Below are 16,102 nucleotides of genomic sequence, written 5' to 3'. Positions count from 1 at the left end.
TGATGATATAGCACTGGTCAAATCCCAAAGAAATCGATAAAATGTCAATGTCTATAGTGAGGGCTCCTTGGCTGTGAGGTGTTTTCAATCTGAATATATGATTTCTTATTGATCCTCTCGTTAAGATCCCCGCCGCACTTGAAGAACGGCAGTTTTTTGGGTTTAACCCTTACTATTTCCCAGGTTTTGGGATTGCGGCCGGGGTAGCCTTTATATTTTTTTGCCGTTATCATATGAAGGCCGACAATAAGCTGTTAAATAAAATACGAGATGATTTTACCAACAATCTCTATCGCCCATTTGATAATTGATTGAAGTATCGACCAGGCTTTTTCCATCAATCCTTTTTCCGCAAGTTTTTCAGGCGAATGAATCCCCATTTTCATCCGCTCGGCTCTTTTTCCGGGCGCCGGATGGCTGGACAGAAAAGTATGATTGCTTCCCAGGGTCGCCAGTTTCTCCAGCGCAGAAATCGCCCCCTTTTGATCGTAGCCCTCCCGTTTCATGAATTTCAGCGCATAGGCGTCCGCCGCCTTTTCCTCTTCCTGGGAAAACTGAGCGTTTAAAAAAGCGTTTATAAAGCTGCCAAGTGCTGAGCGGGCCAGGTCCCCGACAATGTTTTGCTGGGAGGCAATCCCCTTGCGAAGGGCACTGGATGCAAGTGCCAGTTCCATCTTTTTTTTGATGTGCTTCTCAACTACATGCCCCATCTCATGGCCGATGACAAATCGCAACTCGCTGTCGTCCATCATATCCATCAGCCCGCTGTAGATTCGGATGCTGCCGTTGCCCAGGGCAAAGGCATTGACGGTCGGGGAGAGGTATACCTTATATTCAAAGGTGTAGCCGTCCTCCTGCCGATGCTCGCCGACCAAGCGGTTAAGCCGCTTTGTATACTTGCTTTCCGGCGGGGCGATCTGATTTTTCTGATCTATTTGTACGGCTGCTTTTTCTGCCAGCTGCATCACCTCTTTATCTGAGAGGGTTATCGCCTTGACCACGTCTATCCCGGCTTCTGTGGCAAGCCGCAGGTCGATATCCTCGCAGCCAGCGGAAACAAGAAAGCAAATAGCGGCAACCCAGAGAAGACGTTTCATATTTGAGCCTTTGTAAGATTCTGTCAAATAAAAAGGGCAGACCAGCGTTACCTGATCCACCCCTATTTATATCAAAAGGTTATATATGGCACGCCCGGCAGGATTCGAACCTGCGACCTACGGATTCGAAGTCCGGCGCTCTATCCAGCTGAGCTACGGGCGCTTGTTGGTTAAATGGGGTGAGTGATGGGACTTGAACCCACGGCCACCAGGGCCACAACCTGGTGCTCTGCCAACTGAGCTACACTCACCATAAAATTATTTTATCTAACAAAGTATTATGACCATTTCAAGGAATTTTTCAAGCCTATTTCATGGATGATGCCTGCATCCGCCCGCAAAACTTGTTATTGACCTTATCCGCCATTTTTATTAAATATTTTTATTTAAATACTAATAAATTGCGGGGATTCCATGAACCAGCTTCAGATATTTATTATGCGTGCGGCCTTAGGGGGAATTTTTGCTGTCATCCTGACCAGAATTTTCCGGCCTGAAGCAGGCGCTCCGGCCATGATCGGGCTGGCCATCATCCTGGTGGGGCTGGCCTACGTGCTTGAGTTCTTCAGAAAGAAAAAATCCTAATATCAGCGGGTGGCAACCGATTTGAAACAAATTATTCTGGGCACCGCCGGCCATATCGACCACGGCAAAACAAGTCTGATCAAAGCGGTCAGCGGCATTGACACCGACCGGCTGAAGGAAGAAAAGCAGCGCGGCATTACCATTGAACTGGGATTTGCCGCCATTGACCTGCCCAGCGGCATCCATGTCGGCGTGGTGGATGTGCCCGGCCATGAAAAATTTGTTAAAAATATGGTGGCCGGCGCATCGGGGATTGACGTGGTGGCCATGATAATTGCCGCAGATGAAGGGGTTATGCCCCAGACCCGCGAGCACCTTGAAATCTGCCATTTGCTGGGCGTAGAATATGGTTTTGTGGCCCTGACCAAAATCGACATGGTGGATGAGGAATGGCTGGAACTGGTGACCGAGGATGTAAAAGAATTCACCCAGGAGACCTTCCTGGAAAACGCGCCGATTGTACCGGTTTCCGCCATAAGCAAAGAGGGCACGGACCAGTTTCTTAAAACTTTGGACGAATACTGCAGCCAGATACCGGACCGGGAGCCCACCAGCCTTTTCCGCCTGCCCGCAGACCGGGTATTCACCATTAAGGGATTCGGCACGGTGATCACCGGTACCCTCATCTCCGGCAAAATACAAACCGGGGAGACGGTAATGATATATCCCTCGGGCATTAAGACCAAAGTGAGGGGCCTGCAGGTCCACGACCAGTCGGTCGGTGAGGCGGAGGCCGGCATGCGAACCGCCATCAACTTCCAGGGAATTGAAAAGGCAACGGTCAATCGCGGCGATGTCGTGGCACGGCCGGATACCCTGCGCCCAAGCTACATGCTGGATGTTTTTTTCCATTATCTGGAAAGCAATGAGCGGCCGATCAAAAACCGGGAGCAGGTCCGATTCCACACCGGCACCAATGAAATTTCATGCAATATCATACTGCTGGACCGCGAAGAGCTTATTCCCGGAGAAGATGCCATTGTGCAGCTGCGGCTGGACAGTCCGGTGGCCTGTGTGCGCGATGACCGCTATGTGGTGCGCAGCTATTCACCGGTCCGCACCCTGGGCGGCGGCCCGATTTTGAACCCCATCCCCAAAAAGCACAAACGGTTTCGGAAAGATATGGTTGAGCGTTTGCAGACCCTGATGACCGAAGACCCGGAAACGCTTATTGATTTTCATGTACACGCGGCCGGCTACAGCGAGCTGTCCATCATGGATCTTATCCTCATGACCAATCTTTCGGCCAATCAGCTTGAGAACACGCTACAGTCTCTTCTCTCAAAACAGAGCATCATTCAGACGGATAAAGACCCCAAGCGCTATATTCACAAAAACACGCTGGACCATTTTAAAAATGAAGTGATCCGGCGCCTTGGCGAGTACCATGCCAAACACCCCTTAAAGGCCGGCATGCCGAAAGGTGAGCTGAAATCCAAATTCCCGCCGGTGATGAGCCATAAACTATTCAACCAGCTCATCCATCGGATGGCGCAGAGCAATGCCATCTGTCAAACAGAAAGCAACATCCGGCTGCCTGATCATGAGGTGCGGCTGGCGGCGGATGAATCCGATCTTCAGGAAAAGATTCTTGATATTTTAAAGCGGGAGGGGCTGCAGCCCCCGGTTTTCAAGGATCTGGTCAGCCAGTTGAACATCCGCCCGGAAACCGCCAAAAACATCCTCATGCTTCTGGTCAATGAGGGAAAAGTGGTCAAGGCCAAAGAAGAGCTTTTTTTTCACGCAGATGCCATCAATGAGCTAAAGACCCGGCTGGTGGCATACCTGAAATCAAACGGCGAGATCAGCACCCCGGAATTCAAGGAGATGACCGCAACTTCGAGAAAATACACTATCCCGTTGCTTGAGTATTTGGATTCCGCCAATATTACCATACGCGTGGGGGATAACCGCAAACTGCGAAAATCCGCAGATCCCGTCTCAGCCGGAAAAGGTGCATAGGGCAGCTAACCATGCGCCGGTCAGGGCCGGGACCAACTCAAAGGAGAGAACATCGTGAGTGCAACAAACAGCGGCAAAACTGAAATACAGGATGCAGAATTTAAAAAATTCGCCTGGCTCCGCATCGTCGGCGCCATTGCCATTGCTGTAGCCGTTTTATGGGGAATCACCTGGATCATCAATGCGCTGGATTTATCCAGGGCCCGGAACACTGCGGGCACAAGTGTCTCTTCACAAAATCATGGCGGCCAATTATCTTCCGAAGCAGCGAATCAAGGAGAAGAAAACGCCGCCGCTGCCGGGGAGGCCTCCGGTACCCATGCATCGGGCGACGAAGCCTCTCCGGGTCCCGAAACCCATGATATGGAAAAATCTGCCGAAACGACACATGGAAAAACCGGCAAAGAATATGAAACCACAGGAGCGTTTTTTGTCGATTCCCTGATCGAGCCCATCAATTACGAGGTCAATGAACGGTTCTGGGGCTGGCGGCCGAATGACATCATCAATATCACGGACAATGTCAATGAAATCCAGAGGGGGGTCCTTGAAGTCACCCGCCGCGCCACTGTTGCGCTCACCGAGAAAATATCCCGGGCCGGCAGCGCATCGGCCTTAAACCCACTTCTTGAAGATGCGATGAATATCTTTATGATTTCTTCGGAGAGCTACTGGATGCCCTCGGCGGAGGCGGAATACAACAAAGCCATTGACAACCTGAAAACATACAAAAAACAGTTGATCCGAAACGAAGCCGTCTTCTACACCCGCTCTGACAGCCTGATTCCGCTGCTCCAGACACTGGAGGATCTCCTGGGCAGCTGCGACGAAAACCTCGTTAAACAGAAAGAGGACAACGGAGAACCGGTCAGCACGTTTCAGGCGGACAATTATTTTTATTATGCCAAAGGGGTGGCCATGGCCATGACCACCATTCTGCATGCGGTGGATAAGGAGTTTGCCGGATTGCTTGAAACCCGAAATGCCAAGGGTATCATGCGCCATGCCGTTGAATCCGCCCATCATGCGGCCGAACTGAAACCCTGGCTCATGGTGACCGAGGCGAGTCTAAACGGCATTCTGGCCAACCACCGGGCCAATATGGCCGCCCATATCAGCCATGCGCGCTATTATTTGGGACTTATGGTAAAGACGTTGTCGACGTAGGATATAAGGTATAGGGTGTAAGGTATAAGGTGTAGGGTATAGGGTATAGGGTATAGGGTGTAGGGTTTGTTAAATCCATTGGATTAAAGCGGCGGCGATGCTGTCCGCGTATAAGAGCCCCTGCCGGGTCAGCGCACACCGGCCGTCCGCCACCGCCAAATACCCCGCTTCCTGACAACGGGTCAACACCTCCTGAAACTTGATCTGAAAATCCACGGCAAACCGGGTTTCAAACGATTCCAGAGAAATGCCTTCGGCCTGCCGCAGCCCCAGAAAAATCACCTCCATCATTTCCTGCGCCGGGGTCAGGTCCTCGCTTTCTTCAATTGCCAGACCGCCGGAGTTTATGCCTGCCACGTAATCTTTAACCGAGGCGATATTCCAGTACCGCCGATGATCCAGGTAGCTGTGCGCGGCCGGCCCGAGACCGATGTAAGGTATGTGGCGCCAATACTTCTGGTTATGCCGGGATCTTTTATCTGTTTTTATGGCATAATTTGAAATCTCATAATGATCATAGCCTTGCCCCAGAAGAAAATCATGGGTGACAAGGAAAAGCTCGCCGCAGGCCGCTTCTGACAGAGGCGCAAATCGGTTCTGTTTCAGAGCTTCGGCCATGGGCGTGCCGGTTGGATAGGTTAAGAGATAGCAGGAAAGATGGGCCGGAGAAAAATCCAGGGCAGATGACAGCTCCCTGTGCCAGCCTTCAATTGTCTGGCCGGGCAGTCCGTAGATTAAATCCAGGCCGATATTCTCATAACCCGCTTTCCGGGCTTTACGCAGAACTTCAACGGATTGCGCGCCGGAATGGATGCGGCCCAAGAATCCTAAATTTTCGTCATCAAAGGACTGCACGCCGATATTTATCCGGTTTATCGCGGCTGCGCGATAATGTTTGAGCAAATCCGCTGAAACCGTGCCCGGATTGACCTCCATGGTGATTTCAGCGTCTCTTGAAATATCAAAACAATTGAACAGGGTTTCAATCAGATGCCGAATCTGGCGGTCATCAAGCAAAGACGGGGTTCCGCCGCCGATATAGACCGTATCATAGGGACCTTCGGGTTTGGGCACCGATCGGATTTCCGAGCAAAGGGCGTTAAGCCAGGCGGGCAGCCAATCGGTTTCTGTAACAGAATAAAAATCGCAGTACGGACACTTGCGCCGGCAGAACGGCACGTGCACGTAAATGCCGGGCAAATTTGAACCGCTATTTTTATCCCCCGCCATCAGATGAAGCGCTTCATCAGATCGCTGATCACGGCATCCGCATTGTCCGGGGTGATCCCGTACTGGCGGCAGGTATCCTCCGCCTGCCGGCAAAGCCCGGCATTGTCCAGATCGCTTAACCGGGAGAACAGGCCCAGGCGCCGGCCCACCTGATAAAGCATCCGCTGGTGCGGCGGCATATTGAGAAACGTGCGCAGGGTCTCCATCATGGCGGGCTTGTCCTCCGGGAGCTTGCCCTCCATTTCCTGGAAAAGATTCAGAATATGATCACTTCTGATCTTGCTCTGAATACCATCCAGGTTTTCCAAAAGGAGCAGCAGTTCCTGAATCGTCTCATAATCGGTCAGTTTTTCAAACCGGCCGGATTCATAGTCTTCAGCCAAAGGCACACTGCCGGGAATGGCCAGGGTCCGAATCCTTATAAAATCCGGATTGATCTGATTTAAGGCATCCGCGGTTTCCAGGGCATGGGTCCGGGAAAGCGCCCTTCCCCCTAAGCCCGGCATGATGTATTCGGACAACTCGATGCCCGCCCGAACAACCTTTTGCCCGGCCTTGATATGCTTTTCCTTGGTAGTGCCTTTTCTGACCATGTCCAGAACCTCGTCCGAACCGGATTCCAGGCCGATATGGATTCGGTTTAAGCCGGCATTTCGCATCTCCTTTAATTCTTCATCCTTTATCCGGGTCACGGTATGGGACCTGGCATATGATGTGATCCGAATGATCGCCGGAAACCGCTCTTTTAAATGCTGCAAGATCTCAATCATATTTTGCGGCTTGATGATCAGGGTGTTTGCATCCTGTAAAAATACGGATTCCATGCCGGCCGCATACCAGTTTAAGGCCGCCATAAAGGCCTGCCGCTGACCCGCCGGCAATTTGGCATTATAGGCATCAATATCATCCCGGGAAATCCGGCCGGAACCGTCGCTCATCTGCTTTAGCGCCTGAATATGCTCGTAAACCGTATCAATATCCTTTAAGATATGCTCAGTCGGCCGCAGGGAAAACTTTTCGCCTTTGTAGACCGGACAGAACTTGCATTTATTCCAGGGGCAGTTGCGGGTCACCCGGATCAAAAGGCTGTAGGCCTCGCTCGGCGGCCGAATCGGGCCCTGCTCGAAGCCCTTGTATTCTTCTGTTTTTTTTGCTTTTTTACTCATTCGTAGACACTCCCTGTGAATCCGATAAAATTTTTAAAATTGACGGCTTCGCAAAAAGTCCAATATCTTTGTTGCGCTGCATCCCTCGGAATTTCACGTACGCGTCAGTACGCTGCATTCCTCGGGATTTGCGCGCCGCGATCTTGAACTTTTTTCTTTGCCGTCCCAGAATCGACTTTTAACGAGTCCATCAAATGCCAATTGAAAAACGAAATAAAAATACTGTAAAAAGAAAAAGTAACACATAAATCGGGAGTTTCAAAAAAAGCTGGATACGGAGATTTCAAAAGCGCTTATGAAAAAAATCATCATCGGCTCATGCGCAATGCTTTTACTGGCTGCGCTGGTCTTTGCCTACGCGGCATTTGACCTTTACCGGTACATGCACGCGCCCATAAAAAAAAACAAGCCGGCTATGGCCTCGTTTACCATATCGCCCGGCGATAATTTTGACCGCATCACAGAAAAACTGCAAGACAAAGGCCTTGTTAAGGCTCCCCTTAAATTTAAACTTATCGCCCGATGGAAGGGAGCTGAGCGAAAAATTCAGGCCGGCCAATACCGGCTGTCAAACCAAATGACGCCGCTTGAGCTCCTTGATGCCTTAGCCCGGGGCCAGGTAATTCTCTACCACGTAACGATCCCGGAGGGGTTTAATGTCCGGCAGGTGGGCAGCAAACTGGCATCTGCCGGCCTGGCGGATTTTGAGACCTTCCTGGCCGCAGCCACCAGCCCGGCATTGAGCCGGCGCTTAGGCCTGCCCGCGGATACGGTTGAAGGCTATCTTTTCCCGGAGACATATGCATTTGCGCAGACCGCTACGCCTGAAAAGATTATTAAAGCCATGGTCGCGGAGCTGCGGACGAATTTTCCGGCCGAATGGCGGAAACGGGCCGAGGAAACCGGCTTTTCCGTACACGAAGTGATAACGCTTGCCTCGATTATCGAAAAAGAAACCGGGGTTGCGGATGAACGCCCCATTATCGCTTCGGTTTTCCACAACCGGCTGGACAGGAACATGCGCTTGGAGAGCGATCCCACGGTGATCTACGGCATCCAGGACTTTGACGGCAACCTGACCCGGGCGGATTTGAAAAAGCCAACCCCATATAACACCTATCAAATAAGGGGCTTGCCGCCGGGCCCCATAGCAAACCCCGGCAGGGCATCGATCCGGGCCGCGATTTATCCGGCAGATACGGATTATTTATATTTTGTGGCCAAACCGGACCGCACCCATTATTTTTCAGAAACTTTAAAAGAGCATAATCAAGCGGTCAGAAAATATCAGCTATCTTCTGGCCGCCCTTGAGTAAACATCCAGGGCCAAAGCCTCGGGCGTAATTTTCTCGCTGCCAACCAGATGAAAGCCAAGTCCGGCGATCATGGCGGCATTATCCCCGCACAAGTCTATTTCCGGCATAAACAGGCGGCGGCCGGCCGCATCCGCCGCTACTTCCAGCGCTTCCCGAAGCTTTTTATTGGCCGCCACGCCCCCGACAAGCGCGATATTCACACAGCCGGTTTGCTCAGCCGCATGCATGAGCTTGTAGACCAGCACCTCGATGACCGCTGCCTGAAATTCTGCGGCAATATCCGGAATTAGCTCGCGACAGGTTTCCGGATGCGTCTGGATAAAGCGGTTTACCGCGGTTTTAATGCCGCTGAAGCTGAAATCAGATGCATCCTTATCCATATAGGCCCGGGGGAATTGGATGTTGCCGGGTGTCCCGCGGTCGGCCAGCTCGGATATGACCCTGCCGCCGGGATAGCCCAGCCCGAGCATTTTGGCCACTTTATCAAACGCCTCGCCTGCAGCATCATCCAATGTCTGCCCCAGGCAGCGCATATGTTGATGGGATGATACGTGATAGATGCTGGTATGTCCGCCGGAGGCCAGAAGCGCTACATAGGGAAACGCAGGCGCTTGCGCACCCAAAAACACCGAATAAATATGGGCTTCCAGGTGATTGACCCCGACCCAGGGGATGCCCCGGGCATAGGCAAAGGCTTTGGCAAAATTAAACCCCACAAGTAGCGCACCCACCAGCCCCGGCCCCCGGGTGACGGCCACGGCATCCACGCGGTCTTCATCGACCCCGGCTCTTTCAAGGGCCTCCCGGACCACCGGCACGATGGCTTCGATATGCTTTCTTGAGGCCAGCTCCGGCACTACCCCGCCATAGGGATTATGCACCGAGACCTGGGAAGCCACCACCGAGGATAGCACCCGGTCCCCGTTTTCAACCACGGCTGCCGCGGTTTCATCACATGAGGTTTCAATGCCCAGTATTTTCATTGTGACCGTCTTAATCTTAATCCCTTAGGCAACTTACCGTCCTGGCAAAACTACTAAATAGGGCCGATTCCTTTAAGTCCCCCTTTTGAAAGGGGGATTTATGGGGATTTTTCATCATGGCACGTTATAAATCCCCCCAAGCCGACCCTTTTCCAAAGGAAAAATAAGGAAAAGGTTTTATAAAGCCTGTTACTTTCTGCAAAAATCCCGCTGCGGCAGCATAAACCGCTTCCATAAAAAAAGCCGGACAAAAGCATTCGATTGCTTACGTTCCGGCTGAACTCATGAGCTGTATATGATATGCTGATTATCGCCGTTTTTTCCGCTTACCCGACGGGCGCGCTGCGGATATGCCTCACGTCCGGCAAGTATTGGATGCGGCCTGCCCCTTTGCGATCCATTCAAGGAACTTTTTGCAGGCGGTTTTAATTCTTAGAATGGGCCCCTTAGCACTCTTCATTGTGCTTTACCCATTGAATACGACTTGCCGAATTCTTTGGCTGACGGACGATCCGGCCGATGATGTATGCCTTTTCATTCATGCCGGCGACCCGCTCCACCACATCCTGGGCCGCATCTTCCGGAACAATGGCGATCAGACCGATGCCGTTGTTAAAGGTCCGCCACATTTCCTCATCTGCGACATTGCCGGCTTTCTGCAGGTAGGTGAAAATGGGCGGCACCTCCCAGGAGCCGTGAAAAATTTCAACCCCGCAGGCGGCGGGAACAATTCTTATCACATTTTCCACGATTCCGCCGCCGGTGATATGGGCCAGCCCGTGAACCGGCAGATCTTTGCACAGTCGGCGGATAATATCGGTATAAATCCTGGTGGGCTCAAGCAGCGCCTCGCCAAGCGGCCTGCCCAGCTCTTCAATATAATCGGTGACATTTAGATTCAGTATGTCAAAACAGATCTTTCGGACCAGAGAATAGCCGTTACTGTGAAGCCCTGAGGAGGAAATGCCCACCAGCTTGTGGCCGACCCGGATTTCCGAACCATCCACAATTTTGTCGTTATCCACAATCCCCACGGAAAACCCGGCCAGATCATACTCGTTCTTATTATAGAATCCCGGCATCTCGGCGGTTTCCCCGGCAATCAGAGCACACTGGGCCTCGCGGCAGCCTTCGGCGATGCCCTCGATAATCTGCTCAGCCACCTTTGACCGCAATTCCCCCATAGACAGATAATCCAGAAAAAAAAGCGGCCGGGCGCCCTGCACTGCCACGTCATTGACGCACATGGCGACCAGGTCAATGCCAACGGTATCGTGCTTTTCCATCATAAAGGCGATCTTTAGCTTGGTCCCCACCCCGTCCGTGGAACTGACCAGCACGGGATTTTCCATGCCCCCGGTGTTAAGGGAATACATCCCCCCGAAACCGCCGATTTCACCCATAACACCGGTACGGGGGGTTTTTGCGGCGATTTTCTTGATGGCCCGCACAAAATCGCTGGCTTTGTCAATATCCACACCAGCGTCCGCGTATGTTAAGGATTTATCCGAATTACTCATTTGACCTTGCCGTTTCTTGGTTTATAATTACCGGAAAAATAGAGATTAATAGCCCGAACCACAGGAAATGTCAAAACAAAATTTTTGACATCACCCGGTCACTAGTGTAATTAACTCCAAATCAAACCTATTATCATATCCGGAGATCACGCAAGAGGTTAAAAATGAAAAAATTCGCAAGGCTGGACCGGCTGCCGCCCTATGTATTTGCAGCGGTCAACGAAACCAAAATGGAAGCCCGTCATGCCGGGGAGGATATTGTTGACCTGGGCATGGGTAATCCCGATCAAGGCACCCCGCAGCATATTGTCGACAAGCTGATCGAAGCGGTACAGAAGCCCCATAACCATCGATATTCAGCGTCAATGGGCATCAAAAAACTCCGAATGGCCATTTCCGACTGGTACAAGCGGCGATATGACGTGGACGTTGATCCGGAGAGCGAAACCATCGCCACCATCGGGGCCAAAGAGGGGATATCACACCTGATGCTGGTAACAACGGGCCCCGGGGATGTGGTTTTTGCGCCGAACCCCACCTATCCGATTCATCCATATTCGGCGATTATTGCCGGTGCTGATGTGCGCGGCATCCCGGTGGGGCCGGAGAGCGATTTCTTTGAGAACCTCATCAATGCCACCAAACAGACCTGGCCCAAACCCAAGGTATTGATTATCAGCTATCCGCACAACCCGACGACGGAAACTGTGGATCTTGATTTTTTTCAGAAAATTGTCGATTATGCCAAAGAGCACGACACCCTGGTTATCCATGACCTTGCGTATGCGGATCTCGCCTTTGACGGATATAAGCCCCCGAGCTTTCTGCAGGCCAAAGGGGCCAAGGACGTGGGCGTGGAATTCTTTTCCCTGTCCAAGAGTTACAATATGCCCGGCTGGCGTGTCGGATTCTGCGTGGGCAACCCCGTGGCCGTTCATGCGCTGCGCCGGATCAAGAGCTATCTGGACTACGGCATGTTCCAGCCGATCCAGATTGCGGCCATTATTGCTTTAAACGGCCCGCAGGACTGTGTTTCGGAAATCGTTGACACCTACAGGGAGCGACGGGATACCCTCATCCGGGGGCTGGAACGGATCGGCTGGGATATCCCCTCCCCCAAGGCCACCATGTTCGTGTGGGGAAAAATTCCGGAGCAGTATCGACAGATGGGCTCTCTTGAATTCTCAAAACTACTCATCCGGGAAGCCAAAGTGGCCGTGTCGCCGGGCATCGGATTCGGCGAATACGGGGACGATTATGTCCGCTTTTCCCTGATTGAAAACAGCATGCGGATCAACCAGGCCATCCGCGGCATCAAAAAGATCCTTTAATATGGCACAAACGTTCGGCATCGGAATATTGGGGCTGGGCACGGTCGGCACCGGCGCGGCCCGGCTCTTAACAAAAAACCAGGCCCTGATCACCAAGCGGCTGGGCGCTATCCTGCATATCCAGCGCGCAGCGGATTTAGACATTGAAACCGACAGGGGCGTGAAATTTGGCGAAGGCGTACTCACCACCAATGCCTATGATGTGATCAATGATCCAAAGGTCGATATCGTTCTGGAAATGATCGGCGGCAAGGAGATTGCGCTTGAGCTGATCTATGCGGCCATTGACAGCGGCAAGCATGTGGTTACGGCCAACAAGGCCCTTCTGGCGGAAAAGGGCGTGGAGATATGCCGCAGGGCCACCGCAGCCGGGATAAATGTTGCCTTTGAGCCGAGCGTGGGCGGTTGCATGCCGATTATCAAAACCCTTCGGGAAAGCCTGGTCGGCGACCGAATCGAATCCATTGGCGGCATTTTAAACGGCACCAGCAATTATATCCTCTCAAAGATCACCGCGGAGGGCTCCTCGTTTGCCGATGCCCTGGCCGAAGCCCAGGCCCGCGGGTATGCGGAGGCCGACCCGGGCCTTGATGTGGACGGCATTGACACGGCCCATAAACTGGCGATCATTTCGGCCATGACCTACGGGATGGCGTTTAACTTTGAAGATATCTATGTGGAAGGCATTTCCGGAATTACCCCCCTGGATATCGAATTTGCCGACCAGTGCGGATATAAAATCAAGCTTTTGGCCATCACCAAGTTCGACAGTGCCAAGGAAGCGGTTGAGGTGCGCGTCCATCCCACCATGATTCCGGACAGCAATCCGCTCTCCAAAGTGGACGGCACGCTCAATGCGGTCACCATTTCAGGCGATGCGGTGGGCAAAATGATGCTCTACGGCCACGGCGCGGGCATGATGCCCACCGCCAATGCGGTACTGAGCGATATCGTGGATATTGCCCGCACCCTTCAGACCGGGGGCGGCATCCGGGTGCCCATGCTCTCCTTTCAAATGGAGAACATCAGAAACATCGCGGTGCGACCCATCGACGAGATATCCACCCACTATTACTTCCGGTTCTCCGCCATGGATCGGCCCGGGGTATTATCAAAAATATCCGGCATCCTGGGTGAGCACGAAATCAGCATCAAGTCGGTTCACCAGATCGAACAGGAACTAAACGGCGGGGTGCCGATATTTATGCTGACCCATTCGGCCCGGGAAGCCCAGGTTAAAGCTGCTTTGGCCAAAATTTCGGCCCTGGATGTGATCACTGATCAGCCGGTGCTTATCCGGATCGAAGAAAATCAGAGTTAAGTCAATGTCATTAACTTAAAGTTTCCATTTATCTCCTTCTCCCGCTGGGAGAGGGTTGGGATGAGGGTAAAAAAAATCTAAGTTGATGACATTGGGAGTTAAGTTACAAAAGAACCTTTTTGCCAGAAATGTGAGACGATATGCATATACTCTGCTCAGACCTTGAAGGGGTGTTTGTCCCTGAAATATGGATCAATGTGGCCCAAAAAACCGGTATTGAAGAATTGAAGCTGACCACCCGGGATATCTCCGACTACGACGTATTAATGGGAAAACGCCTTTCCGTGATGGCCGAGCATAACCTGAAGCTTCCGGACATCCAGGCCGTCATCCGGGAGATGGAGCCCCTTGAGGGCGCTTTTGAGTTTCTGGAGTGGATCCGCGAGCGGTATCAGATTATCATCGTGTCAGATACATTTGTGGAATTTGCCGGCCCCCTGATGAAAAAACTCAACTGGCCCACCCTGTTCTGCAATTCGCTCACTGTATCTGATGACGGCCGGGTCATCGGGTATAAACTCCGGCAGAACGACGGGAAACGAAAAACCACCCTGGCCTTAAAAAGCCTCAATTTCAGCGTTGTGGCCTTTGGGGATTCCTACAATGATATCAGCATGTTGAAAGAGGCCGACGCCGCTTTTTTATTCCGGCCGCCGGAAAATGTCACAGAGGAATTTCCGAAAATTCCCTTTACCCAAACCTATGACGGTCTGAAAACCCTTATCAAGGAAGCCACTGCCGCCTGATGCGCCTGCCCGACTTTTCAAACATCTCTGTTTTGGTTATTGGCGATCTGATGGTGGATGAATACCTGTGGGGCGAAGTGGACAGAATCTCGCCCGAGGCACCGGTGCCGGTTGTCAATATCCAAAGGGAAAGCTATACCCTGGGCGGAGCGGGCAATGTGGTGAACAATCTGGTTGAACTCGGGGCGCAGGTATCAATCATAGGCATTGCCGGTTCCGATCAGTGGGGGCACCTGCTGCTCGAACACCTCAAACGGTTAAACATTGATGTCGCCGGCGTCATTCAGGACGGCGGCCGGCCGACGGTTCGAAAAACCCGGATTATTGGCGCCAACCAGCAAATGCTTCGCATTGACCGGGAAGACCACTCGCCGCTTCACCAGCACTACTTCAATCCCATATACAGCCGGCTGGAAGAAAAAATCCCATCCGCGGATGCGGTTATTGTTTCAGATTACGGCAAAGGCCTGATCACCGATCATCTAATGGAGTCGATCGCCGCCATAGCCCAACATCATCAGAAACCGGTTATTGCAGATCCCAAAGGGATGGTGTTTACCAAGTACACGGGCGTTACCCTGCTGACCCCCAATAAAAAGGAAGCCGGTCTGGCCGCAGGCATCGACATCACGGATGACGAGACGCTGATGCGCGCGGGCAGACGATTGATGGATCAGGCGCAGCCGGAAGCCCTGCTCATTACCTGCGGCAAAGAGGGTATGGTGCTGATCCAAAAAAACCAAGCTCCTTATTGGATCAAAGCCAAAGCCAAACAGGTGTTTGATGTCTCCGGCGCCGGCGACACGGTGGTCGCCATGATGGGATTGGGGATTGCCTCCGGTCTGACCCTGGCTGAGAGCGCATCCCTTGCCAATACCGCTGCCGGCATCGTGGTGGGCAAGATCGGCACAGCTACGGTCTCCTTGGCAGAACTGGAAGAGAATTTATAAGAGAACCGATTGAATGGTTAGGATAAATTTATTCTATATAATTTTGGGGTCAGGCACAGTGACCTGTAGGCTAAGGGTATTATGCCGGGATTTGGTAGGGTCGGCCACCGTGCCGACCTATATCAAGGCGGGCACGGTGGCCCGCCCTTCTACAAGGGGATTGCTTGGTGCCAAACCGTCGTAGGGTCGGCCACCGTAACGACCGGCTAAGCTCTAACAGACCGATATTTAGGATTTTTACCATCCAGAAAACTAACAAACTATGCTCCCCATTACCAAAAAGCCAAACGGCATCCTCTTACACCTTTACGTGCAGCCCAAATCCGCCAAAAATGCCATCGCCGGCCTTTACAACGATGCCCTGAAAATCCGCATCACCGCCCCGCCGACAGACAATAAGGCCAACCAGATGTGCCTTAAATTCCTGGCCAAAGAGCTGTCCCTGCCCAAATCAAGCCTTGAAATCGTCTCGGGCCAGACCAGCCGCAGCAAGCAGGTTTTCATCCCCTACACAAGCGAAACTTCAAAAAATAAACAAGAAAAACAGCTGATTGAAAAAATAACCCGCCTGATTAAATAAGATTGAATAAAAGGGGGTTGACACCAACCAAAATACAAGTTATTAATATGTTTTTAGTTGATGCGGGGTGGAGCAGTCAGGTAGCTCGTCGGGCTCATAACCCGAAGGTCACAGGTTCGAATCCTGTCCCCGCTACCAAAAAAAATTA

General features: G+C 52.1%; 15 protein-coding genes and 3 tRNA genes. 10 read left to right on the top strand and 8 right to left on the bottom strand.

Annotated elements, in window-relative coordinates:
* Positions 1-44 precede the first annotated feature (44 nt).
* The 4 genes from U5L07_18895 to U5L07_18880 all read right to left on the bottom strand — a co-directional run bounded on the left by U5L07_18895 (position 45) and on the right by U5L07_18880 (position 1,348).
* Complete coding sequence (locus tag U5L07_18895; GenBank protein ID MDZ7833814.1) at positions 45-248, bottom strand: HU family DNA-binding protein; 204 nt, start codon at positions 246-248, stop codon at positions 45-47.
* Positions 249-254: 6 nt separating this feature from the next.
* The gene (locus U5L07_18890; GenBank protein ID MDZ7833813.1) at positions 255-1,097 is read right to left on the bottom strand and encodes a M48 family metallopeptidase; all 843 of its coding nucleotides are present in this window, start codon (positions 1,095-1,097) and stop codon (positions 255-257) included.
* Positions 1,098-1,183: 86 nt separating this feature from the next.
* Positions 1,184-1,260, bottom strand: a tRNA-Arg gene (locus tag U5L07_18885).
* Positions 1,261-1,272: 12 nt separating this feature from the next.
* A tRNA-His gene (locus U5L07_18880) sits at positions 1,273-1,348 on the bottom strand.
* 163 nt (positions 1,349-1,511) lie between these two features.
* Here U5L07_18880 and U5L07_18875 point away from each other — a divergent pair.
* The 3 genes from U5L07_18875 to U5L07_18865 are packed head-to-tail and all read left to right on the top strand — an operon-like array spanning position 1,512 to position 4,811.
* The gene (locus tag U5L07_18875) at positions 1,512-1,682 is read left to right on the top strand and encodes a hypothetical protein (GenBank protein ID MDZ7833812.1); all 171 of its coding nucleotides are present in this window, start codon (positions 1,512-1,514) and stop codon (positions 1,680-1,682) included.
* 21 nt (positions 1,683-1,703) lie between these two features.
* Positions 1,704-3,644 carry a selenocysteine-specific translation elongation factor gene (gene selB / locus U5L07_18870; protein ID MDZ7833811.1) on the top strand — a complete coding sequence of 647 codons (1,941 nt, stop codon included), beginning with the start codon at positions 1,704-1,706 and terminating at the stop codon, positions 3,642-3,644.
* 54 nt (positions 3,645-3,698) lie between these two features.
* Complete coding sequence (locus U5L07_18865) at positions 3,699-4,811, top strand: DUF2333 family protein (protein MDZ7833810.1); 1,113 nt, start codon at positions 3,699-3,701, stop codon at positions 4,809-4,811.
* A 69-nt stretch (positions 4,812-4,880) separates the two neighbouring features.
* On the opposite strand, the gene hemW is transcribed toward U5L07_18865, so the two are convergent.
* Together hemW and U5L07_18855 are read right to left on the bottom strand one after the other, a co-directional pair.
* Complete coding sequence (gene hemW, locus U5L07_18860; GenBank protein MDZ7833809.1) at positions 4,881-6,011, bottom strand: radical SAM family heme chaperone HemW; 1,131 nt, start codon at positions 6,009-6,011, stop codon at positions 4,881-4,883.
* 29 nt (positions 6,012-6,040) lie between these two features.
* Entirely contained in the window at positions 6,041-7,207 is a 1,167-nt protein-coding gene (locus U5L07_18855) for a radical SAM protein (protein MDZ7833808.1), read from the bottom strand.
* 295 nt (positions 7,208-7,502) lie between these two features.
* Between U5L07_18855 and mltG the strand changes: the two genes are divergently transcribed.
* The gene (gene mltG / locus U5L07_18850) at positions 7,503-8,519 is read left to right on the top strand and encodes an endolytic transglycosylase MltG (GenBank protein ID MDZ7833807.1); all 1,017 of its coding nucleotides are present in this window, start codon (positions 7,503-7,505) and stop codon (positions 8,517-8,519) included.
* Here mltG and tsaD read toward each other — a convergent pair.
* Entirely contained in the window at positions 8,499-9,506 is a 1,008-nt protein-coding gene (gene tsaD / locus U5L07_18845; protein ID MDZ7833806.1) for a tRNA (adenosine(37)-N6)-threonylcarbamoyltransferase complex transferase subunit TsaD, read from the bottom strand. The genes mltG and tsaD overlap by 21 nt on opposite strands.
* 446 nt (positions 9,507-9,952) lie before the next feature.
* Positions 9,953-11,026, bottom strand: coding sequence for a phosphoribosylformylglycinamidine cyclo-ligase (purM, locus tag U5L07_18840; GenBank protein MDZ7833805.1), 1,074 nt, complete (start codon positions 11,024-11,026; stop codon positions 9,953-9,955).
* Between the two features lie 164 nt (positions 11,027-11,190).
* Here purM and alaC point away from each other — a divergent pair, with 164 nt between their 5' ends.
* The 6 genes from alaC to U5L07_18810 all read left to right on the top strand — a co-directional run bounded on the left by alaC (position 11,191) and on the right by U5L07_18810 (position 16,092).
* A complete protein-coding gene (alaC, locus tag U5L07_18835; GenBank protein ID MDZ7833804.1) occupies positions 11,191-12,357 on the top strand; it encodes an alanine transaminase in 1,167 nt (388 codons plus the stop codon).
* A 1-nt stretch (position 12,358) separates the two neighbouring features.
* Positions 12,359-13,678: a homoserine dehydrogenase gene (locus U5L07_18830; GenBank protein ID MDZ7833803.1), complete on the top strand. Its 1,320-nt coding sequence runs from the start codon at positions 12,359-12,361 to the stop codon at positions 13,676-13,678.
* 140 nt (positions 13,679-13,818) lie between these two features.
* Positions 13,819-14,424 (top strand): bifunctional phosphoserine phosphatase/homoserine phosphotransferase ThrH, encoded by a 606-nt coding sequence (gene thrH / locus U5L07_18825; protein ID MDZ7833802.1) that lies wholly within the window; start codon positions 13,819-13,821, stop codon positions 14,422-14,424.
* Positions 14,424-15,374 carry a D-glycero-beta-D-manno-heptose-7-phosphate kinase gene (gene rfaE1 / locus U5L07_18820; GenBank protein ID MDZ7833801.1) on the top strand — a complete coding sequence of 317 codons (951 nt, stop codon included), beginning with the start codon at positions 14,424-14,426 and terminating at the stop codon, positions 15,372-15,374. Before thrH ends, rfaE1 begins: the two co-directional genes overlap by 1 nt.
* 262 nt (positions 15,375-15,636) lie before the next feature.
* On the top strand, positions 15,637-15,954 hold the full coding sequence (locus tag U5L07_18815; GenBank protein MDZ7833800.1) for a DUF167 domain-containing protein: 318 nt from the start codon (positions 15,637-15,639) through the stop codon (positions 15,952-15,954).
* Positions 15,955-16,015: 61 nt separating this feature from the next.
* Positions 16,016-16,092 (top strand) — tRNA-Met (locus tag U5L07_18810).
* Positions 16,093-16,102: the final 10 nt, after the last annotated feature.

This window comes from Desulfobacterales bacterium, assembly GCA_034520365.1.
Lineage (GTDB): Bacteria > Desulfobacterota > Desulfobacteria > Desulfobacterales > Desulfosalsimonadaceae > M55B175.
The sequence above is the reverse complement of the archived record's forward strand: the minus strand, read 5'-3'. Positions and strand labels throughout refer to the sequence as shown.